This window comes from Falsiruegeria sp. JB4-1, from assembly GCF_055693495.1.
The window spans coordinates 2,636,768-2,658,918 of sequence record NZ_JBVFTZ010000001.1 but is presented as its reverse complement, the minus strand read 5'-3'; the positions used below and the strand labels follow the sequence as shown (position 1 = coordinate 2,658,918).

Annotated in this window: 15 protein-coding genes and 2 pseudogenes; 13 read left to right on the top strand and 4 right to left on the bottom strand. The window is 58.0% G+C overall.

Translation table 11 applies throughout. The annotated features are described in order from the left end of the window. Window positions 1–16: 16 nt before the first annotated feature. Together ACZ1HE_RS13520 and ACZ1HE_RS13515 are read left to right on the top strand one after the other, a co-directional pair. Window positions 17–3,034 (top strand): sarcosine oxidase subunit alpha family protein, encoded by a 3,018-nt coding sequence (locus tag ACZ1HE_RS13520; RefSeq protein WP_472621559.1) that lies wholly within the window; start codon window positions 17–19, stop codon window positions 3,032–3,034. Then, window positions 3,027–3,593 (top strand): sarcosine oxidase subunit gamma, encoded by a 567-nt coding sequence (locus ACZ1HE_RS13515; protein ID WP_472621557.1) that lies wholly within the window; start codon window positions 3,027–3,029, stop codon window positions 3,591–3,593. Before ACZ1HE_RS13520 ends, ACZ1HE_RS13515 begins: the two co-directional genes overlap by 8 nt. A gap of 105 nt (window positions 3,594–3,698) precedes the next feature. Here the strand turns inward: ACZ1HE_RS13515 and ACZ1HE_RS13510 are convergent, their stop codons facing one another. Next, window positions 3,699–4,457: an FkbM family methyltransferase gene (locus ACZ1HE_RS13510; protein WP_472621555.1), complete on the bottom strand. Its 759-nt coding sequence runs from the start codon at window positions 4,455–4,457 to the stop codon at window positions 3,699–3,701. A 106-nt stretch (window positions 4,458–4,563) separates the two neighbouring features. On the opposite strand from ACZ1HE_RS13510, the gene ACZ1HE_RS13505 reads away from it, so the two are divergent. The 5 genes from ACZ1HE_RS13505 (at window position 4,564) to rarD (ending at window position 9,131) form a co-directional block, all read left to right on the top strand. Further along, window positions 4,564–5,163, top strand: coding sequence for a superoxide dismutase (locus tag ACZ1HE_RS13505; RefSeq protein WP_472621553.1), 600 nt, complete (start codon window positions 4,564–4,566; stop codon window positions 5,161–5,163). Between the two features lie 294 nt (window positions 5,164–5,457). Beyond that, window positions 5,458–6,177, top strand: coding sequence for an oleate hydratase (locus ACZ1HE_RS13500; RefSeq protein WP_472621551.1), 720 nt, complete (start codon window positions 5,458–5,460; stop codon window positions 6,175–6,177). Further along, window positions 6,146–7,090, top strand: coding sequence for an oleate hydratase (locus ACZ1HE_RS13495; RefSeq protein WP_472621549.1), 945 nt, complete (start codon window positions 6,146–6,148; stop codon window positions 7,088–7,090). The genes ACZ1HE_RS13500 and ACZ1HE_RS13495 overlap by 32 nt, the downstream gene beginning before the upstream one ends. Before the next feature lie 263 nt (window positions 7,091–7,353). Further along, entirely contained in the window at window positions 7,354–8,124 is a 771-nt protein-coding gene (locus ACZ1HE_RS13490; RefSeq protein ID WP_472621547.1) for an enoyl-CoA hydratase-related protein, read from the top strand. A 56-nt stretch (window positions 8,125–8,180) separates the two neighbouring features. Next, a complete protein-coding gene (gene rarD, locus ACZ1HE_RS13485; RefSeq protein ID WP_472621545.1) occupies window positions 8,181–9,131 on the top strand; it encodes an EamA family transporter RarD in 951 nt (316 codons plus the stop codon). Here rarD and ACZ1HE_RS13480 read toward each other — a convergent pair. Next, on the bottom strand, window positions 9,038–9,589 hold the full coding sequence (locus ACZ1HE_RS13480; RefSeq protein WP_472624477.1) for an LOG family protein: 552 nt from the start codon (window positions 9,587–9,589) through the stop codon (window positions 9,038–9,040). The genes rarD and ACZ1HE_RS13480 overlap by 94 nt on opposite strands. Window positions 9,590–9,720: 131 nt before the next feature. Here ACZ1HE_RS13480 and ACZ1HE_RS13475 point away from each other — a divergent pair, with 131 nt between their 5' ends. The 4 genes and pseudogenes from ACZ1HE_RS13475 (at window position 9,721) to ACZ1HE_RS13460 (ending at window position 14,798) form a co-directional block, all read left to right on the top strand. Beyond that, window positions 9,721–11,292 (top strand): LysM peptidoglycan-binding domain-containing protein, encoded by a 1,572-nt coding sequence (locus ACZ1HE_RS13475; RefSeq protein WP_472621543.1) that lies wholly within the window; start codon window positions 9,721–9,723, stop codon window positions 11,290–11,292. Between the two features lie 58 nt (window positions 11,293–11,350). Further along, window positions 11,351–13,175 (top strand): annotated as a pseudogene (locus ACZ1HE_RS13470) (ABCB family ABC transporter ATP-binding protein/permease). 67 nt (window positions 13,176–13,242) lie between these two features. Continuing rightward, window positions 13,243–13,851: a phospholipase D-like domain-containing protein gene (locus ACZ1HE_RS13465; protein ID WP_472621541.1), complete on the top strand. Its 609-nt coding sequence runs from the start codon at window positions 13,243–13,245 to the stop codon at window positions 13,849–13,851. Continuing rightward, window positions 13,848–14,798 carry a phospholipase D-like domain-containing protein gene (locus ACZ1HE_RS13460; protein ID WP_472621539.1) on the top strand — a complete coding sequence of 317 codons (951 nt, stop codon included), beginning with the start codon at window positions 13,848–13,850 and terminating at the stop codon, window positions 14,796–14,798. Before ACZ1HE_RS13465 ends, ACZ1HE_RS13460 begins: the two co-directional genes overlap by 4 nt. Here ACZ1HE_RS13460 and ACZ1HE_RS13455 read toward each other — a convergent pair. Together ACZ1HE_RS13455 and ACZ1HE_RS13450 are read right to left on the bottom strand one after the other, a co-directional pair. Further along, a pseudogene (locus ACZ1HE_RS13455) lies at window positions 14,799–18,607 on the bottom strand (efflux RND transporter permease subunit). Further along, window positions 18,604–19,851 carry an efflux RND transporter periplasmic adaptor subunit gene (locus tag ACZ1HE_RS13450; protein WP_472621537.1) on the bottom strand — a complete coding sequence of 416 codons (1,248 nt, stop codon included), beginning with the start codon at window positions 19,849–19,851 and terminating at the stop codon, window positions 18,604–18,606. Before ACZ1HE_RS13450 ends, ACZ1HE_RS13455 begins: the two are co-directional and overlap by 4 nt. A gap of 223 nt (window positions 19,852–20,074) precedes the next feature. On the opposite strand from ACZ1HE_RS13450, the gene ACZ1HE_RS13445 reads away from it, so the two are divergent. Together ACZ1HE_RS13445 and ACZ1HE_RS13440 are read left to right on the top strand one after the other, a co-directional pair. After that, a complete protein-coding gene (locus ACZ1HE_RS13445) occupies window positions 20,075–20,746 on the top strand; it encodes a hypothetical protein (protein ID WP_472621535.1) in 672 nt (223 codons plus the stop codon). Window positions 20,747–20,805: 59 nt separating this feature from the next. Then, the gene (locus ACZ1HE_RS13440; RefSeq protein WP_472621533.1) at window positions 20,806–22,128 is read left to right on the top strand and encodes a PQQ-like beta-propeller repeat protein; all 1,323 of its coding nucleotides are present in this window, start codon (window positions 20,806–20,808) and stop codon (window positions 22,126–22,128) included. The last annotated feature ends 23 nt before the right edge of the window (window positions 22,129–22,151 follow it).

The following is a 22,151-nucleotide window of genomic DNA, read 5'->3' as shown; positions in this document are numbered from 1 at the left end:
CGAAAGGGTCTGATCCATGAGCACGCGTCTGCAAAAACAAGGCCGTCTGATTGACCGGTCGAAACAGATCACCTTTAAATTCAACGGCACCACCATGCGTGGGTTTGAGGGCGACACGCTGGCCTCGGCCCTGATGGCCAATGACCAGATGATGATGGGCCGTTCGTTCAAATACCACCGCCCGCGTGGGGTGGTTGCCAGCGGCGCCGAAGAACCCAATGCCCTGGTTGGCTTGGGTGAGGGCGCACGGTTCGAGCCGAACCAGCGCGCCACCACCACCGAGCTGTTCGAGGGGCTGACATCGGCCTCGCAGAACCACTGGCCGAACTTGGAATTTGACGTGGGCGCGGTGAACACCGCACTGGCACGGTTCCTGCCTGCCGGGTTCTATTACAAGATGTTCATCCACCCGCAGCCGTTCTGGAAGCACGTGTATGAGCCGATCATTCGTCGCTCGGCCGGTCTGGGTAAAGCCCCGGACAAGGAAACCAAAGACGCTGACACCTATGAGCATTTCTATGCTTTTGCCGATGTTCTGGTTGTGGGTGGCGGTGTTGCCGGTCTGCAAGCCGCTAAAGCAGCGGCGCAATCGGGGGCCAAGGTTTTGCTGGTCGAGCAAACCAGCCACTGGGGCGGTCGTGCACCGGTTGATGGCGGCACCATTGATGGCCAGACTCCCGACGCTTGGGTCAAGCAGACCCTGGCCGAACTGCAGGCGATGGACAACGTTACCATTCGCACCCGCACCATGGGGGCGGGCGTCTATGACCACGGTTATGCCTTGGCGTATGAGCGTCTGACCGATCACACTCCGGGTGCTCAAGGCCCCCGTCACCGTCTGTGGCGCATCCGTGCCAAGCAGATCGTGACTGCAACCGGCGCCATCGAACGTCCGCTGTCGTTCGCAGGCAACGATGTTCCGGGTGTCATGCTGGCCTCGGCCATGCGCGATTATGTGGTGAACTGGGGCGTGACACCGGGCCAGCGCGTGATCGTGGCGACCAACAACGACGATGCTTACCGCACGGCGATTTCACTGAAAAAGGCTGGTGTTGACGTGCTGCGCGTGATCGACGCGCGCACCTCGGGCGGCGGCGTTTTGGCGGATGAGGCGCGCGGTCTTGGCATCCGCGTTGATCCGGGCAAAGCAATCGCCAAGGTCAAAGGCGGCAAGCGGGTCAAGAAGGTTGCGATCTGCAATCAGGACGGCATCGGCGGCGCGCGCGAAGAGGTCGCGTGTGATGCGGTCGCCATGTCGGGCGGTTGGTCGCCGGTTGTACACCTGTGGTCGCACTGCGGTGGCAAGCTGATCTGGGACGATGCACAGGCGCATTTCCGCCCCGATCCCGCACGTCCGCCTCTCGGCGCGGATGGCAACGGGTTCGTGGTTCCCGCAGGCGCGGCCAACGGGCCGGTTTCGCTGGGTGAAGTTCTGGCAGACGCACAGACGGCGGGTGAGGCTGCGGCCAATGCAGCAGGTTTCACGCCCAAAACTACGGATGCGCCCAAGGGCGATTCTGAGGTTGAACTGCCGCTGGAGCCCGTCTGGCTGATGCCTGCCAACGCTGACATGCCGTTGCGCATGAAGGCCTGGTTGGATTTCCAGAACGACGTCAAGGTCTCGGACGTGCAGCTGGCTGCGCGCGAAGGCTATGAAAGCGTCGAGCACACCAAACGCTACACCACTTTGGGTATGGCGACAGATCAGGGCAAGTTGAGCAATATCAATGGCTTGGCGACTCTCGCGAAAGCATTGGGTGAGGATATTCCACAGGTCGGCACCACCACCTTCCGCCCGCCGTATACCCCGATCTCGATGGGGGCCATCGGTGGCGAAGCCCGTGGCGAAGTGTTCCAGCCGATCCGCAAGACGCCGGTCCACGACTGGAACGACGCCAATGGTGCGGATTGGGAACCGGTCGGCCACTGGCGCCGTCCTTATGCCTATGTCCGTCCGGGCGAAGGTGTGCACGATGCGGTCAACCGTGAGGTCAAAAACGCGCGTGAAAACCTCGGCCTTCTCGATGCCTCTACCCTGGGCAAGATCATCGTCAAGGGCGCGGATGCGGGCAAATTCCTGGACATGATGTACACCAACATGATGTCGAACCTGAAACCGGGCAAATGCCGCTATGGCCTGATGTGTTCGGAAAACGGGTTCCTCATCGACGACGGCGTTGTGGCGCGCATCGATGACGACACCTGGCTGTGTCACACCACCACCGGCGGGGCTGAGCGCATCCACGGTCACATGGAGGAATGGCTGCAGACCGAATGGTGGGACTGGAACGTCTATGTCGCCAACGTGACCGAACAATATGCTCAGATCGCGGTTGTCGGCCCCAACGCCCGCAAGGTGCTGGAAAAGCTGGGCGGCATGGATGTCAGCGACGCGGCGATCCCCTTCATGGGCTGGGCAGACGGTAAGATCGGCGGCTTTGACTGCCGCATGTTCCGCATCTCTTTCTCGGGCGAACTCAGCTGCGAGATCGCGGTTCCGGCAAGCCAGGGGCTGGCCTTCTGGGAGGCTCTGCTGGAGGCAGGCAAGGAATTCGGCGTGATGCCTTATGGCACCGAAGCGCTGCATATCCTGCGGGCCGAAAAGGGCTTTATCATGATCGGGGACGAGACTGACGGGACTATCATCCCACAAGACTTGGGCCTGAACTGGGCGATCTCGAAAAAGAAAGAGGACTTCCTGGGCAAGCGCGCACAACAGCGCAGCCACATGACAGACCGCAACCGCTGGAAGCTGGTGGGTCTGGAAACCGTCGATGGTTCGGTCCTGCCGGATGGGGCTTATGCGGCGGGCGAGGGCGTCAATGCCAACGGCCAGCGCAACGTGATCGGGCGGGTGACCTCGACCTATTACTCGGCCAACCTGGATCGTGGCATCGCCATGGGTCTGGTGCTGCACGGCCCGGATCGCATGGGCGAGGTGATCGAGTTCCCCGGAACCGACGGCAAGATCTACAAAGCAAAAATCGTGGACACCGTGTTCTACGACAAGGAAGGGAAGAAGCAGAATGTCTGATCCCGTAAGCGCACTAAACCACGTCTCGTACACCGGCATTGCCCGTGTCGAGGAAACCGGTCTGCAAGGCATGATCACCCTGCGCGGTGATCTGTCCTCGGCCACTTTGGGCAAGGCCGTAAAGGCCGCCACTGGTCAGGGCGTCCCAGACGTCCGCCGCGTTTCAGTGACCGGGGACAGCGGTGCATGCTGGATGTCGCCGGACGAGCTGCTGCTGCTGGTGCCTTATGCAGAGGTCGAGGCCAAGCTGGCTGCTTTGAACGAGGCGCTCAAGGGCGAGCATGCACTGGCGGTCAACGTCTCAGACGCCCGCGCCGTGTTCCGCATCTCGGACGGCCCCGCGCGCGAAGTCATGGCCAAACTTGCCCCCGTTGATCTGTCGCCCGGCGTATTCGAGGCCGGCGAAATCCGCCGCACCCGTTTGGCGCAAGTGGCTGGCGCGTTCTGGATGGAAGAGGACGGTGCTTTCCGCGTCATCTGCTTCCGCTCGACTGCGGATTACGTGTTCAAGCTGCTCAGCGTAGCCGCTCAGCCGGGCAGTGAGGTTGGCGTTTTCTGATTTTTCGGGGAACTTTGACAGACAAAAGCCCCCGCGCATCGGCGCGGGGGCTTTTTTGTTGGTTTCCAAGCCATGACAGGGCCGCCACGAACCACGCGACTCTTACTAGGAAAACAGAAAGCTTCCAAAACGGGACAGCGCATCTTTCGATGTCCAGTCTTCGGCGGTAACAGCACTGCCTTTGTCATCGGTGCATGTTTCATAGAATGACAGCGACGACATCAGTTGATGCGTGCGCTCGGCCCGTGTGTCCGCGTCAAGATACGGCGCGTGGGTGGACAGATACAGGGTAGGGCGGTGCTCTTTCAGCCAGGGCAAAAGCGAAGGTAGAACGCCGTATTCTGCGCCTTCGATGTCCATCTTGACCAGCGACACTCGGGACAGATCATTGGCCTCTGCAAACTGGTCCCAGCTGATCGTCAGCGCGTCGGTCCCGTGGGTGCCGTCGTTGAGCAGGGAAGAAGTGGAATCGCCTGCCTCGCCATGCATGGACGCCATGCGGGTCACGCCAAAGCTGTCCGACAACGCCACACCAAAGGCCGAAACGTTGCGGATGTCGTTGAGTTCGATGTTCCACAGCAAATGCCGCAGGGCGACTGGATCGGGCTCAAAGCACATCACGCTTCGGGCCTTGCGCGCGCCATAGAGAACTGTGGGGCCGATCCATGCGCCGATGTCCAGATAATCACTGTCCTTGTTCAGATGCCGGTCGAGGATGGCAAAGGTCTCTGGCTCCCATGTGCCCGCCGCCGCTTTGCGCCAGAATTTTGAATGATAGGGGTCCAGCCGAAAGGGTTCGCCGTTCAGGGTGCCCGCGTAATACCCACGCGCGCGATAGAACATTTTGCGGATCTTTGTCAGCATTGCTCTGCTTCCCTGTCGTTGTTTTCGCCTCTCGGCCCTTGACCTGCGCGCGTGGTCAAAGCATGTAACCTTGGGAACCGCAACATTTATTATACAGGGGGCCACCATGGCTTTTGAACTTCCTGATCTTCCTTACGCACACGACGCTCTGGCTGCCAAGGGCATGTCGGCGGAAACTCTGGAATATCACCACGACCTGCACCACAACGCTTATGTCACCAACGGCAACGCCGCGATTGCTGGCACCGAGTGGGACGGCAAGTCGCTGGAAGAGATCATCGTTGGCACCTATGACGCAAACGCTGTCGCCCAAAACGGCATCTTCAACAACATCAGCCAGCTGTGGAACCACAACCAGTTCTGGGAAATGATGGGCCCGAACGGCAACGCCATGCCGGGTGAGCTGGAAAAGGCGCTGATCGAGAACTTTGGCTCGGTTGACGAGTTCAAATCGCAGTTTTCCGCCGCAGGTGCCGGTCAGTTCGGTTCGGGCTGGTGTTGGCTGGTTAAGAACGCCGACGGTTCGCTGGCTGTGACCAAGACTGAAAACGGCGTGAACCCGCTGTGCTTTAACCAGACCGCGCTGCTGGGTTGCGACGTGTGGGAGCATTCCTACTACATCGACTTCCGCAACAAGCGCCCTGTGTACCTGTCGAACTTCCTCGACAACCTGGTGAACTGGGAAAACGTCGCTTCGCGCATGTAATTGTGAGCCTCAGGTTCATACAAAAAACCCGGCCAGAAGGTCGGGTTTTTTTGCTTTGACCTATGGGTTTGGATGGAACGTCTGATCTGAGCCCACACCGGTCAGAACAAATTCGCGCTCTTCGCTCGTGCAGCAAGACCACTCTAGAGCCAACGGCATGGAATGTAGAGACAAATAGGCCTTCAGCGCGACTACAATTAGATAAATCTGGGGGATAACGGTTGGCTGATCAAAAAACCGACCTTGCCAACAGCTTTGACGGAGTTACTTCGAGGTACAATTGGGGAGAGTAGAATGGGCCAGATGCAAGATAGCAGCAAGAATGCCAAGGTTTATCTCAACGGTCTGGGTCTAGGATCTATATCAGCCGCAGTCTATCTGGTGCAGAAAGCCGGTTTTGATCCGGCGAGCATCCATATTTTCGAACAAAACCCGGAGAGAGATCTGGTAGGCGGTTCGATGGATGCTTCAATGAAAATGGTCGACGGCAAGCCTGTCTATTTCATGCGCGGCAGCCGGATGTACGAAGACAAGGTCTACTGCTGCACCAAAGAGCTCTGGTCGTTGATCCCCTATGACGAACATGGCTCTTGCCTCGACGATCATGAGCGCAACCATGCAGAATGCCAGGTTGATACCGTCGTCCGCCTGCTGCATGCAGATGGTAAAAAGGACAGCGGCCACGACCTCGGCCTCGGCCCAATTGAGACAGTTCAGATGGCGCGCTTGATGGCGACACCCGAGTCGTCGATTCCCGATGATGCCAAAATCACCGACTATTTCAGTGACGCCTTTTTCCGCAGCAACTACTGGTACATGTGGCGCGCCCTTTTTGCATTTCAGCCATGGCACTCGGCGGTCGAGATGCGGCGCTATATGCGTCTGTTCTTCCATCGGATGTCCGATATGGAGAAGATGACCTCGCTAGAGCGAACCCGCTACACGAATTATCATTCCTTTATCTTGCTTAGCGCTGCGTTTGTTGACCGAGAAAGGCGTTCAAATCCACTATAACTGCCGCGTTACGGACGCGGACTTCAAAGTTGACGGCACACAGCGCTGGATTGAGCGCTTGCATTTGGAGAGCTCGGACGGAGAGGTCATGGATCCGATCGAGGTTCAGCCGCACGATAGGGCGTTCTTGACGATTGGTTCAATCGTATCCAACCACGCCTATGGGTCCCACGACCAACCCGTCTCGATGTCGCCCCCGGAGAAGCCAGGCGGAGCGTATTTACTCTGGCAGAAATTGGTGGCTAAGCAATCTGATTTGGGCCGCCCTGAGCGCTTCCTGCGGGATGTATCGCTCTCCAGGATGATGCATTGCACTGTGACCTTCCGCGGCAACCTTTTTGAGCGAAAGTTCCAGTGGCTCGTAGAGCGGGTGATGGGACGGCAAAGCCCATTACCCCTTACGCACTCACCTTGGATCTTGCATCTGCACACCTATCGGCAACCCTTTTATCCTGGACAGGCCGCTGACACCTGCGTGATCTGGGTTTCAGCCCTCGGCGAGGACAACGAAGGGCAATTCGTGAAAAAGCCAATGTATGAGTGTACAGGGCGCGAGATTCTGGAGGAGATCCTTGGTCATCTCTGGGGTGACCTAGACGGGGACGAAAAAGCAGAACTCCTTGACACCTCTTACTGCGTGCCTTGTCGCTTGCCCTATGGCATTTCTCAGTTTTTGCCTCGTGCAGAAGGGGACCGGCCACCTGTCATTCCCGAAGGGTCTCAGAACTTTGCATTGCTGGGGCAGTTTGTGGAAATCCCCGACGGGATCGTGTTCACCACCGAGTACAGCGTCCTCGGGGCGATTTTGGCGATCAAAGGGCTGGTCGACTCCTCGATTGAACCTCCTGCGATGTACTTCGGCCAGCACGACCCATGGACAAACTTGGCGACGGCCAAAGCCATTCTCAGATAAGGCGTTGTACTGTCCCATCCCAAAGAAATGCCACTAGACTGACCGCAAGAGGGGGACGCACTTGCAGCGAAAGACTGCTTGGTCCCGCTTTACGAACGTACTCCGCTACTGGTCCTCTGTCTCGTTTCGACGGTTTTGTGCGATTTGCGTCGACTTGGAACAGTCGAGACGCCCACCTGAACTGATCCATGTGGGTGTTTTCTATTCGGACTGGTCAGACGGAGTGGGGCAAGGCATCCTTGTCACCGTGGGAGGAAGTTACCATGAACCAAATGACTGCCGAGCCGTTGGTCGCCCAAACCCTTGAAAAGGGTGTCCTGACACTGACGTTGGGCCGCGCGCCTGCACACCCGCTGTCGCGTGACATGATCGGTGCATTGCATGATGCGATTGTGCAGGCGGGACAGGATGACGCCGTCCGGGTGATCGTGATCCACGGACCGGGTCGGATATTCTGTGCTGGTCATGATCTCAAGGAAATCGCACGCCACCGGGCAGACCCGGACGAAGGGCGGGCTTATGTCGAGGATCTGTTTCAGGCCTGCTCTGACATGATGCTGGACATCACCCACAGCCCCAAACCCACCATCGCAATGGTCGAGGGGATTGCCACGGCAGCGGGGCTGCAGATGGTCGCAGCCTGTGATCTAGCCTATGCCTCGCCGCAAGCGACGTTCTGTCTGCCGGGCGTTCAAAATGGCGGGTTTTGTACTACGCCTGCCGTGGCTGTCTCTCGTGCTATCGGGCGCAAGGCGGTGATGGAGATGGCGCTGACAGGGGGCGCCTATGATGCGGATTGGGCTTTGGCCGCCGGGCTGGTCAACCGAATCCTTCCGGCCGATGAGCTTGCAGCGCACGTGCATAATCTTGCGATCACGCTGGCTGGCCGTGTCCCCAGTACGGTCAGTGTGGGCAAACAGACATTACATCAGCACTTAGATCTGCCCCTGCGCGAGGCTTATGATCTGGCCACACCCGTCATGATCGAACATTTCATGGATCCTGCTCGACGCAAGTTCGATTGGCAGGGCTAAAACTCCTTGCCATTGGTCCACCCGACCTGCACACCAAAGGGCGAGAGAGAGGGACCATGACGGATACGCTGCGTGGCATTTTAGCCATGATCACCTCATGCGTGGTCTGGGGGCTTTCTCCGCTTTACTACAAGCTGCTTGAACATGTGCCTCCGGCCGAGTTGCTGTCCCATCGCACCCTGTGGTCGGTTGTGTTTTTCGCCGCTTTGCTGACATTGCAGGGCCGTGTCGGGGAATTGCGACAGGTGCTAAGTGGACGAAAACAGGTGGCGCTTCTGGCGATTGCGTCGCTCATGGTGGCGACGAACTGGTTCTGTTTTATCCTGTCGATCCAGATCGGTAAGACGACCGAGGCGTCGCTGGGGTACTACATTTTTCCGCTGATGGCAGTAGTGATCGCACGCGTCTGGTTTGCTGAACGGCTTGGTATGGGACAGTGGCTAGCCGTTGCCCTGGCGACGCTGGCGGTTGTGATCCTCACCTGGGGTTTGGGCGTGGCGCCATGGATCGCGATCATCATTTCAACCACCTTTGCGCTCTATGGCGCAATCAAAAAAGGGCTGGCACTTGGGCCTGTGGTTTCGGTCACGGCTGAAATTCTGCTGGTGCTGCCGTTGTGGTTGATGGTGATGGGCTGGTTCCACATGCAGGGGCAGGGGAGTTTTGGCGTGGATCTGACCACCAGCCTGCTTCTGATGGTGTCAGGTCCGTTGACCGCCGTGCCGCTGATCCTGTTCAGCTATGCCGCACGTCGGGTCGCGCTGTCGACGCTCGGTTTGCTGCAATACATCAACCCGACGCTGCAATTCATGTGCGCTGTGGTGATCTTTGGCGAACCGTTCTCACAATGGCATGCCATCGCCTTTCCACTGATCTGGGTGGCGTTGGCAGTGTTTTCCGTCTCCGCCTTGCGTCAGGACAGGGTCGCGCGCAGAGCGGCCATGGCATCCTCTGGGGTGTTGGCCCAGGTGACGAACTCCAAAAGCGACGCATCGGCAAAACCCTGATCGGTGGTGTGATCCATCAGCGCGCACAGCTTGTCCCAATAGCCATCGACATTCATCACCAGAATGGGTTTGTCATGCAGCCCCAACTGTCGCCATGTCAGCGCCTCGAAGAACTCGTCCAGTGAGCCGGGACCGCCGGGCAGGACGACCACCGCATCGGCGTTCATGATCATCACCTTTTTGCGCTCGTGCATGGTCTCGGTCACGACAAAGCTGGTTAGGTCTGTCTTGCCCACTTCGCGGTTCAGCAGATGGGTGGGGATAACGCCAAAGGTGTCTCCACCCGCAGCTTGGGCAGCGCGTGCGACGGCTCCCATTAGCCCTACGTCGCCAGCCCCGTAAACCAGTCGCCAGCCTTCCTCGGCAAGCAATGTTCCAAAGGTTTCGGCAGCTAGTGCATACGCAGGCATTGCTCCGAAGCGCGATCCGCAATACACACAGACGGATTTGACAGTCATGGCAAGCCTTTCAGTGGGAATGAACATGTGTTTTGACCCCTGATAGCCGGATTGCTAGGCTGGCTCAACTGCGCGGAATTTGGACTGGGAATGGGGCCAGAACCGAATGATGCGGATGGGGAAGGAAGACTATGGCAGCGGACGCCGGAACTGGAGGGCTGAGCGCCTTCGGATGGGTTGTCGTGGCAGGCGGTGTGGCCGTCGCTGGGGCAGCTGGACTTTATTTTTCAGGCATACTGAAACCGGAAGCTGAAGTGGAACAAGGTGTGGCCGAGGCCGCGAAACCTGCCGAAAGCGAGTCTGTAGCCGAAAGTGAAACCACCCAGCAGCCAGCCAAAGAGGTGGAAGTAGATACTGCTTCAGTGCAGCCCGCAGAGTCTGAGACAGAATCTGAGCCGGAAGCTGAGCCAAAGGCTGAACCGGAAGCTGAGCCAGAAGCCGAACTTGCTGCTCCCGCATTGGACACAATCCGCATCGAACCCGATGGCACGACTCTTTTATCCGGCAAGGCGGCCCCTGGCAGTGCACTGGCTGTACTGCTCAACGGGCAAGAGATCGAACGAACGACAGTCGATCGCAGCGGCGCCTTTGCCTTATTCTTGACGTTGCCGTTCAGTGACGCGCCAAGAGGTTTGAGCCTGACATCAGAGCACAAAGGCCAGGTGGCGCAATCGGATGACTATATTGTAGCAGCGCTACCCGATCCACAGCCTGTCGATGTGGCCGAGGCGAATACACAGCCAGAAGACAACGAACCGGAGACGGACGTTGGATCTGACGTTGTTGCAGCAACGGGATCAGCGCAGACCCAGGATACGACCATCGCGGAAAGTGCCGCTGACAATACGGAAACTGCAGAGGTGTCTGACACATCGCAGCCAGCGGTGCCTGACGTCGAGCAAACGCAGACGACCGAAACCACAATGGCCGAAGCCACAGTGGCCGAACCCGCATCCGAGCCTGCGAATGACAGTCCGACACTGAATGTTGCGGACGCATCTTCTGACGGTTCTGAGACACAGGTTGTCAGTCCGGGATCATCCGAGCCGACAGCGGAAGAGCCCGTGCTGACCACGGCTGCCTCTGACGGCGGCGATCAACCGCAAAAGATCGAGCAGGAACAGCAAACGGGTGAGCAAGAACAACCGCAGGTCGTCGCCATCCTGAAATCCGATGAAGAAGGCGTTGAACTTGTGCAGGCTCCATCTTCCACGAACACAGCGCCCGATGCTTCGATTGCGCTGGACACGATCGGATATTCCGAGGAAGGCGAAGTTCAACTGACAGGCCGCGCCACACAGGGCGCTCTGGTTCGGGTTTATCTGAATAATCTGGCCGTCTCTGACTTAATAGCCGACGTTCAGGGACGTTGGCGTGGCGAGTTGGAAAACGTCAGCCCTGGAATTTACACGTTGCGCCTTGATGAACTGGGGCCTGGAGATGTCGTACTGAGCCGCTTGGAGACTCCGTTCAAACGCGAGGCGCCCGAGGTTTTGGTGCCAAGGGAACCATCTTCTTCCCAATCACCGGAAACGCCCGCAATTCGCGCAGTCACCGTGCAGAAAGGAGACACCCTCTGGGCAATCTCGCGCGAGCGCTACGGTGACGGTGTTTTGTATGTGAAAGTGTTTGATGCCAATCGTGGCGCCATCCGCAATCCTGACCTTATCTATCCGGGGCAGGTCTTCAACATCCCTGATTGATGTTGCATTCGGGGCATCCCGACCATCATATCAGGTGCGAAACAGCACAAGGCAGGCCATGCAAGACAACGCGCCAACCCAGACGGATGACAGTATTGCCGAGAACGAGCGGCGGTCAGGCTGGCGCACGCTTCGCAAGGTCTCACCTTACTTGTGGCCGGATGAAGAGGCTTGGGTGAAACGACGGGTCGTCCTGGCCATCGCAATTCTATTTCTTGCCAAGGTTATCGCCGTTTACACCCCTATCCTTTACAAAGGTGCGGTTGACGGTCTGGCCGGAGAAGGCGTGCCACCGCTGGCACTGGGGGCTGTGGGGCTGACGGTCGCCTATGGTGTGGCGCGGATGATGACCGTGGGTTTTCAACAACTGCGAGACGTGGTTTTTGCCCCGGTTGGGCAACGCGCACTCAGAGCGCTGGCGTTGGAAACCTTTCGGCACATCCATCGCCTTTCGATGCGCTATCACATCACCCGAAAGACTGGTGGCTTAAGTCGGATCATCGAGCGTGGGGTAAAGGGCGTCGAATTCCTGTTACGCTTCATGCTCTTTTCCATCGGACCGCTGATCCTGGAACTGTTGATGATCGCCGTGGTTCTGTTGTGGCTGTTTGATGTCTGGTATCTGGTGATCGTTGCCGTCACCATTGTGATCTACATCTGGTTCACCTTTGCAGTCACCGAATGGCGGGTGAAACTGCGGCGCGAGATGAACGATCAGGATACGGACGCCAATCAAAAGGCGATCGACAGCCTGCTGAATTTCGAAACGGTCAAATACTTTGGCGCCGAAGAGCGTGAGGCGCTTCGCTATGATGCCTCGATGGGGGCTTATGCCCGTGCGGCGCTCAAGACGTCCTACTCGCTGGCTTTCCTGAACTTTGGCCAGTCACTGTTGATCACCGCTGGTCTGGTGGGCGTCATGGTTCTGGCCGCCGTAGGGGTGCAGAGCGGCAGTCTGACGGTGGGCGACTTTGTCATGGTCAACGCATATATGATCCAGATCACTGTACCGCTGAATTTCCTGGGCACGGTCTATCGCGAAATTCGCCAGTCTTTGGTGGACATGGGCGAAATGTTCGATCTGCTCGAACAGCCCTCGGAAGTGATGAACAAGCCTGGCGCCAAGGCCCTGCAAGTGAAGGGCGGAGAGATCACGCTGGACAATGTGCGGTTCGGATATGACCCGGACCGCGAGATCCTCAAGGATGTTTCGCTGACCGTACCAGCGGGCAAGACCGTGGCGATAGTGGGTTCTACCGGGTCGGGCAAATCTACCATCGGGCGGCTGTTGTTCCGATTCTATGACGTGACCGGCGGGGCGCTGAAGATCGACGGGCAGGACGTGCGCGATGTCACGCTCGACAGCTTGCATGCGGCCATCGGCGTGGTGCCGCAGGATACGGTGCTGTTCAACGACACGATCCGCTACAACATTGCCTATGGCCGAGAAGACGCCACCCAAGACGATGTCGAGGCGGCGGCGCGGGCGGCCCAGATTCATGATTTCATCGTTAGCCTGCCGGAAGGCTATGACACCAAGGTTGGCGAGCGCGGACTAAAGTTGTCGGGCGGCGAGAAGCAGCGTGTCGGGATCGCGCGCACGTTGCTCAAGAACCCACCCATTCTGCTTCTTGACGAAGCCACAAGTGCACTCGATACCGAGACCGAACAGGAGATCAAGGAAGCCTTGTCACGGGCCTAGCGAGGGCCGGTCGGTGATCACAATAGCACATCGCCTGAGCACAATTGCCGAAGCCGACCGGATCGTGGTGCTGGACAAGGGCGAGATTGCAGAACAGGGCACCCATGATGAACTTCTGACCGCTAATGGGCGGTACGCGCAGCTATGGAACCGGCAACAGGCGGATGCCGATGCTGCCTGACCCTGTTGCATCTTTGGTGAAACAGCGCGTAGCCTGATCCAGGCCTTGATGAGGAATGGAGATCAAAATGTTGAAACTACTGCGATTTGTCTTGGTTGCAGTTGTCTTATTTTTGATCGCAAGTTTTGGGTTTCAGGCGTTCTTTCCGGTGCCTCACGATCCAGAACGACAGAACACCATGGCTCTTCCCGCCAGCGAACAGACCACTTTGGGCGCCGTTGTTTTGCCATTGATGACACAAAACCCGGACAAGTCCGGGGTGGCGGGGTTGCGCGATGGTGCTGCTGCCTTTGCGGCCCGACTGCTTTTGATCGATGCCGCCGAAGTAAGCATCGATGTCCGGTACTACATCTGGCAAAAGGACATAACCGGGCTGTTGCTGCTTGAGGCGATCCAGAACGCAGCGCAGCGTGGCGTGCTGGTCCGTATGTTACTGGATGACAATGGCACCCCAGACCTGGACCCTGAACTGGCCGAAATGAACGCGCATCCCAATATCGAAGTGCGCCTGTTCAATCCATTCGTGCTGCGCAGTCCGCGTATGGCTTCTTACATTCTGGATTTTGGGCGCATCAACCGACGTATGCACAACAAAAGCCTTACGGTTGATGGCGTCGTCACCGTTGTGGGGGGCGCAACGTTGGTGACATATATTTTTCGCGCAGCGAAGATGTGAATTACTTCGACCTCGACGTCGCTGCTATCGGGGCTGCAGCCGGTGACGTCGCAGATGACTTCGACCTGTACTGGGCCAGCCCATCTGCGGTTCCGGTCGACGATGTCCTGCAGCCGCGTCCCGCTGACGGTGGGCTGCTGGATGCCTCGGCTGCGAAAGTCAGGGCATTGCCCGGTGGACAGGCTTATGCGGATGTTGTCCGATCGTCGAACCTGATGGATGAATTGTTGAATGATGCTCGCGGGTTTGAATGGGTGCCGATGAAGATGGTCAGCGATAGCCCGCTCAAGGGACAAGGGGCTGTCGCGGCACACGATCTGATGGCGACACGTCTGATCAAACTGCTTGCCGAACCCAAGAGCGAGGTAAGCGTAATATCTGCCTATTTCGTACCGGGGGCACGGTTTACGGATCAGTTGACCCAATGGGCCAAGGCAGGCATTCGCGTGCGGACTCTGACCAACGCGCAAGAGGCAACAGACGTGCTGCCCGTGCATTCCGGTTACCTGCAATATCGTGACCAGTTGGTCGATGGCGGCGTAGAGGTTCACGAACTGAAATCAGATCAAGTAAAGCCGGATTTATTAGAACAGTTTGGGCTGGTCGGTTCGTCGAACACCAGTTTGCATGCCAAGACATTTGAAATTGATGGTCGGCAGATCTTTGTGGGATCTTTCAACTTCGATCCGCGCTCGGCGCGGCTTAATACCGAAATGGGTTTCCTGATCGACAGTCCAGAGCTGGCCAGCGAAATGGCCCGTGGTCTGGACCGCCATTTGCCAACCTGGTCCTACACCGTTTCCAGGGGAACGAGCGGCAACCTGCAATGGCAAGAGATCGGAGAGGACGAAACCGAAATTGTGCATTCCACAGAACCAAAAACCACCGCGCTCAGTCGCGCAGTGGTTTGGGTGATGGGCCTTTTGCCAATTCAGTGGTTGCTTTGATCACTCCGCCGCACGCAGGGAGGCTCCGACTTCGTGTTGCGGTTCATCGACTTGACTATCCGTAGCCTCTTTCGGTTTTGATTTGCCGGTTTCATCCCAGATGATCTCGGTTGCCGCCAACTCTTTGGCCGAGCGGTTCAGGCGCATGTCGCGAGCGATCCGGCTAGACCGGCCACGGGTGGCGCGCGCCAGCATACGGCCGATCCAAACCGCATAGGTCGTGAACCAGACACGCAGCGCCAGAAACGATGGCGTCACGATCAGTGTCAAGATCGTCGCGATGCCCAGGCCAAACACCACAGCCGTTGCCAGCTGCTTCCACCACAGCGCCGTAGGGCTGTCGATGGAATAGCCGCCACCGATGAAGTCCAGGCTCAGGCCGAACATCATGGGCGTCAGACCGGCCATTGTGGTGATGGTGGTCAACAAAACGGGGCGGATACGCGCCTCGGCGGTGCGAATGATCGCCTCGATCCGGGGCATGTAGCGGCTGTATTCCTGATAGGTGTCGATCAGAACGATGTTATTGTTCACCACGATCCCCGCAAGCGCCACGATACCAGTGCCGGTCATGATGATCGAGAAGGGTTGTTGCATCACCATCATCCCGATCAGAACACCGGTCGTGGACAGGATAACTGCGAGCAGAACCAGAACGGAGTTGTAGAAGCTGTTGAACTGCGCCAGCAGGATTACGAACATCAGCCCGAGCGCGGCTAGGAAAGCGCTGGACAGGAAGGCCTGACTTTCAGCCTGTTCTTCTTGATCCCCGGTCCATTCCCATTCCAGCCCTGCGGGCAGGGGATTGGCTTCAAGCCACTCGGTCAGCACCCCAATGCGTTCGTTGGGGTTGATCGAGACAAACTGTGCGCCGTCGTCGATCGCTGATGTCAGCGTGTCGATGTCAGCGTCATCGAGGAATGTAAGAACGTCAAACTCATCCCCTGCAGAATTGTTCACTGCAGGCCCCTGCGGCGAGCTGCCTTCAGGCACAGCGCGGAGAACCGCAAGGCGGGCTTTGCTTCCATCATCGGCCGTCAGCTCCAGACTGGTCAGCCCTGTTTCCACATCCGATTTTACGTCAAAGTACCGCTTCTGATCGACCCGCTTGATCTCGGCCAGTTTGGCCACCGGCTTGCGGGTGATGAAGTTGGCCAGCGGCACCAGACCGTCCGGTGTACGCACCCGCAACGTATCGAGCGTCGACAGAACCCTATCATTGTCGGGCAGGCGGACGCGGATCTCGATCTCTTCGTCGCTGTCATTGGGGCGCATTTCACCCAGCAGGATACCGCGTGTCACCAATTGCACCATGGCACCTACTGTCACGACATCGGCGCCATAGCGACCGGCCTTGGCGACATCGACCGAGATTTCCCAGTCGATGCCGGGCAGGGGAAGCGTATCTTCGATCTTGATCAGTCCGGGGACCGTGTCGAAATGTGCGCGTGCGACTTCGGTGCTGGCTACCAGCTGTTCCCAATCGTCGCCCTTGATGCGCAGGTGCACGGGCTTGGCCGAGCCAGGACCTTGTTCCAGAGCCTCAACCTCGGCCACGATACCGGGCAGTTTTACGAGCTCTGCGTTGATCTCATCGATCACCGTATTGCCGTCATAGTCGGTCGCCGTCACTTCGCGCGTAAGTAAGCCGTAGAACCAGGTTTCGGTTTGGGTGGGACGATTCTCCCACGGGATCATCTCGAACTGAACCTGACCAACGGTGTCGGCAGGTGATTGGCCGCCACCGGGGCCGCCGGTGTTCAACCCGCCTTCGCCCGCGAATGAGAAGACATTGATGACCGCCGGATGTTCGGAGATGATGTCTTCGACCTGTCGGACCATCTCGTCTTTCTCGGTCAGCGACAGGTTGCCGCGCGCACGGACGTAGGTGGTCGCCTGCTCTGGTTCGTTTTCGACAAAGAACTCGACCCCGCGAGAGTTGGCCGGGAAGAGAACTGCAACTACGTAAAATACAGCTGCAAACACTGCTGCAATCGACACGATCGGCATAACCGGATTGCCGACGAGGAACTTCACCACATGACCGAATGGGGTGTGCCCTGTCTGAGTGCGAACTTCGCGAGCTTGAAAACTGATCTTGGCTGCGCTGAGGGTTGTTGAGGCGGCAAAGGCCGACAGGACAAAGACCAGCGCCCCAACGACTTCGCCCAGAAGAAAGCTTTCGTTGCCGGGAATCAGGTAGCCAGGATTGAGCATCTGCATCGCACCCAGGAACATACCGTAGAGCGACGGTGGCACCAGCAGCGCCCGCACGATCCATGGGGTCCGCGACCGCAGCCAAGTCGATCCATTGGTGAACAGGCGGCTGATGCGGCCAGAAACCCCGCCCACGACCGGCAGATAAACCAATGCAACCACCAGCGAGGCAGACAAAACAAAGATCAGGGTCACCGGCAACATGCCCATGAACTCACCCGGAACGCCGGGCCAGAACAGCATGGGCAGGAAGGCGCAGAGCGTCGTCGCGGTGGACGAGATCACAGGCCAGAACATGCGCTTGGCGGCCTCGACATAGGCGTGCATCGGGCCGATGCCGTCCTTGATCCGCTTGTCGGCGTATTCCACCACAACGATGGCCCCGTCGACCAGCATCCCAACAGCCAGAATCAGGCCGAACATCACAATGTTCGAAACGCTTACGCCCATGAGGGCAAGGAAAGCGAAACACAAAAGGAATGAGGTCGGGATCGCAAAACCAACCAGCAGCGCCGCGCGGCTGCCGAGGCTGGCCAAAACCACGATCATCACCAGCGCCACAGCCGTCAGAACCGAGCCTTCGAGCTGGCTGACCATCGAGCCCACCACACGGCTCTGATCGTTCGAGGTGTCGACACGGATCGCGGTTTGCAGTTCTGCAGGCCATTCCGAGCGCGACTGTGCCAGTACGTCTTTGACCTGATCAACGGTGTCGATCAGGTTGTAGCCCTTGCGCTTAACCACCTGCAGGGCGACGGTCGATTCACCGTCAAACCGAGCGGTGCCTGCGCGGTCTTCAAAAGTATAGTTGATCTGCGCCAACTCTCCCAGGGTCACAACCCGGTCGCCGTTCACCTTGACCGGCAGACCATAAACATCTTCGGCGGTTTTGAAGGACGAGGGGATCTTGACCGAGAAGGTGCCCTGTTCGGTTTCGACTTCACCTGCAGCGATCAACTGGTTGTTGTTACTTACGACATTGATCAGTTCGGCGGCGGTGACGTTGTAGGCTTCGAGGCGCAGCGGATCGATCACAACCTCAAGCATTTCATCCCGGTTGCCTGCAATCCCGGCTTCGAGAACGGAATCAAGAGCTTCGATATCATCCTGCAGGTTTTTGGCTATGCGTGCCATGGTCCGTTCGGGCACCGAACCTGTCAGGCTGATGATAACGATCGGAAATTCCGAGAAATTGATCTCGGTGATTGTGTATTGTTCGGCTCCATCAGGGAAGTTTGCTTGCGCGGTGTTCATTGCATCGCGCACGTCCGCGATGGTCGCGGATTTGTCCCATCCAAAGTCAAATTCCAGCAACACGCCTAGGCATAATTTTCGGCAGCTGTCGCGGTCATTTTCTTGAGACCGTCCAGATCGACCATTTCTGCTTCGATCGGCTTGATCAGCAGGTTTTCACTGTCTTCTGCCGAGATGCCCGGAAACTGAGAAGAGACGAACAACATCGGGATATCGATGTCCGGTTCACCTTCTTTGGGCAGGCTCACATAGGAATAGCCTCCAATCACCAGTGAAATGATGATGAAGGCTATGACCATCCGCGCCCGGGACGCGGCCCAGTCGACGATACCGGTCATCGCGCGGCCTCCTGGTAGGTCGGTGCGACAAGGACGCCTTCGGTCACGAACTCCTGACCTACGACAATCACGTCCGCCTGCTCACCCAGACCGCCAACCCAAACGCCGTCGGCCTGATCCTTGAGCAGCGAAACCTTGCGAAACTGCACGATGTTGTCGGATCCGACGACGCGAACCCCCAGCTGACCATCATTGTTCAGGGTCAGAGAGGATTGCGGCAGCAGATGCGCCGAGGAACCATCCGAGGCAATACCAATGGTGGCTGTCTGGCCGTCGCGGATCAACAGCTCTGGATTGGGTACTGTAATTTCCACTTCGAATGTACGCGTGGTTGGGTCAGCCGAGCGGCTCAGGAACGTTACGCGTCCCTGCACCTCTTGCCCGGTGGCAAGACGAGCACCTGCAGGAGAGCCAACAGTTACCCGGTTCACCTCGGTTTCAGGAACAAAGCCGACAACCTTGATCGGGTTCAACTGGATCACGGTGGCACAAAGGCTACCGGGCTGCATCAGGCTGCCAATCTCGGAGGTGTCACTTTCCAGCAGGCCCCGGAATGGAGCAGAAATCGACAAACGGGCGATTTCGCGCTCTGCGGCGGCCACGGCGGCGGCAGCGCTTTCGATACCGGCTTTGGTCGCTTCCAGTCCTGATTTGGCGCTTTCAATCCCGGCTTCGGCCGAGCTTACAGCAGCTTCTGTGGCAACGCGGCGGGTTTCGGATGCGTATCCACCTTCGGACAGTTTTTGCGCGGCATTGTTGTTGATCTGGGCTTCGAGCAGGCGGGCCTTCGCTTCTTCCAGCCGGGCCTCAGCTTCTGGAACGCGGCTTTTGGCTTCAAGCTCTCTTGCGCGCATTTCAGCCAGTGTTGCATCGCGTGTGCCGGTATCAAGCTGACACAGAAGATCCCCCGCTTCGACAAAGGCACCTTTGCGCTTTGGTTCTGAAACAACCGTAGCCGACGTTTCCGCGCGAACCTCGACCTGACGAATGGCGCGCGTCTGACCTCGCAGTACAACGGCGCTGTCGATCTGAGTTGCCTTGGATTGAATAACCACTACACCAACGGCGTCTTCACTGACTTGCGCCACCGTCTGTGTGGCGTCCGCATCCGTGTTTGCGGCTTCTGCATCCTGTGTCTGAGCCGCATCCCCCTTGGCAAAGGCCAAAAGCGCGTCTCTTTCGAAAACAATCAGATATAGACTGGCGGAGACCAGAATTGCTGTGATGAAAGGGATTAGTCGCATCGCGCAGCTTCCTGAATTTCTTATCTATGTCCCAATGCCCCTACGGGCGTTAGGCTTTCACATGGGGTCTCAGTTTCGTGATGTCTACACTAAACTGACCAGTTCAGATCACTTTTTTTAGTTTCAGACGCTGGCCACAGGCAAATGACGCATTTCCAACACTTGGCTTGATGCAAGGGGCGCGTTAAGAGGGGCGTCAACAACGTGCACCAAGGGGGCAGGCATGAGCGATACCGACAGTTTCATTGATGAGGTGACCGAAGAGGTCCGCCGGGATCGCATGTATCTGTTGCTGCGCCGATATGGTTGGATTGCTGCGCTCGTCGTTGTCGCAATTGTCGGTGGCGCTGCAGTAAACGAATACCGTAAATCGCAGGCTACCGCGACGGCTCAGAAACTGGGTGATGATATTGTGAACGCGCTCGCTGCCAATGATGCCCAAACCCGAGCGTCGAATTTGGCAGAGATCAAGGCCGAAACACCGGGTGGTCAGGCTGTAGTCGCCATGATGGCTGCGGCAGCTCAAGCCAATTCCGATCAGCTGGCCGCATCGGTGGAAAACCTCAACGCGGTAGCCACCGACGGCGAGTTGCCGCAGATCTACCGTCACATTGCCAGCTTCAAGGCATTGACCCTGCAAGCTGAAACCCTGTCGGTTGAAGACCGCCGTCAGCAATTCAGTGCCCTGGCAACACCCGGTGCCCCACTTCGTCTGCTGGCCGAAGAACAACTGGCACTGATCGATGTTGCCGAAGGCGACACTGAGGCTGCCGTGGATCGGTTGCAGGCGATCTTGCAGGATTCCGAGGCGAGCACGGACTTGCAACAACGCGTCAGTCAGTTGATTGTGGCCTTGGGCGCAGAGCCCGCGTCCCTGTCGGGACAACAAGGCTGAGCCGGGCATCCACAGAACCCGTGCGAAACAGGAATTGAACAGGACGACAGGCAAGACCGATGAGTGCAAAGATTTCCTTTCCCCGTGTCGGAGCCGCTGTTGTGGGCGGATCCTTGTTGTTGTTGGCCGCCTGTGCCGAACCTGAAGTTATCCTGCCGGGAGAACGCGAGGACATTCGTGGTTCAGATACTGCGACAGAACAGGTAAACCAATCCAAACCGATTAGCCTGCCCAAGCAGGTAAGCAACACGTCGTGGGCACAGGGTTATGGTACTCAAGCGTTTCGAACCAACAATGCAGCGATGCGCGCCACTCCGCAGCTGATCTGGTCGACATCGATTGGCGCTGGTGATGAACGTCGTCGTCGGATTACTGCTGATCCCGTGGTTGCAGGTGGTTTGATCTATACTTTGGATTCGGGAGCGACCGTTACTGGTGTTGCCCCCAACGGTGGGGTCGTGTGGAGCACGAACCTGGTACCAGAAGGCGAAGATGAGAAGCAGGCCACCGGTGGTGGAATGGCCTTTGACGGCGGTGTTCTTTATGTTTCTTCCGGCTTTGGGCGCCTGACGGCGCTGGACGCAAAAACCGGCGTGGTTCGTTGGCGCCAGAAACTCAATGCGACAGGCAGCGGCACTCCGACAGTTCGGGATGGTTTGCTTTATCTGGTCGCAGGCGACGAAACAGCTTGGGCGATTAATACAAAGGACGGTCGCATTGCTTGGCAAGTCAGCGGAACGCCCAGTGTTGGCAACGTATTGGGTGCACCGGCACCAGCGCTGACGTCCGACCTCGCCATTTTTGCTTACGGGTCAGGCGATATCATCGCTACTTTCCGCAAGGGCGGGGTGCGTCGCTGGTTTGCGTCCGTGTCCGGTCAGCGCAAGGGGCGGGCAGCGTCACGCATTGGCGATGTCACAGGCAGCCCTGTCATTTCGGGTGGTACTGTGTACACGGCGAACCATTCCGGACGCACGGTCGCATTTGACGCTGATTCAGGCGAACGTAAGTGGACAGCATCTGAAGGTGCTGTTGGCCCGGTCTGGCCTGCTGGCGATAGCGTCTTTCTGGTCAGTGACCGAAGCCAGCTGTTACGCCTGAGTACGTCCGATGGTTCCGTCATTTGGGCCCAGGACCTGCCGGGTTTCGTGAAGGACAAACCCAAGAAACGAGGGGCAGTCTACGCACATTACGGGCCCATCCTTGCAGGCGGCCGTATTGTCGTGGCATCGAACGACGGCTTCTTGCGTTTCTATAACCCCACGGACGGGTCTCTGTTGGCGCGCATCGAAGTGCCGGACGGCGCCACAACCGGACCTGTAGTTGCGGGCAATACGTTGTACGTCGTGGGCGCCAAAGGTGAACTCCACGCTTTCCGTTGACGCTCAGATGCGCTAAAGGGCGC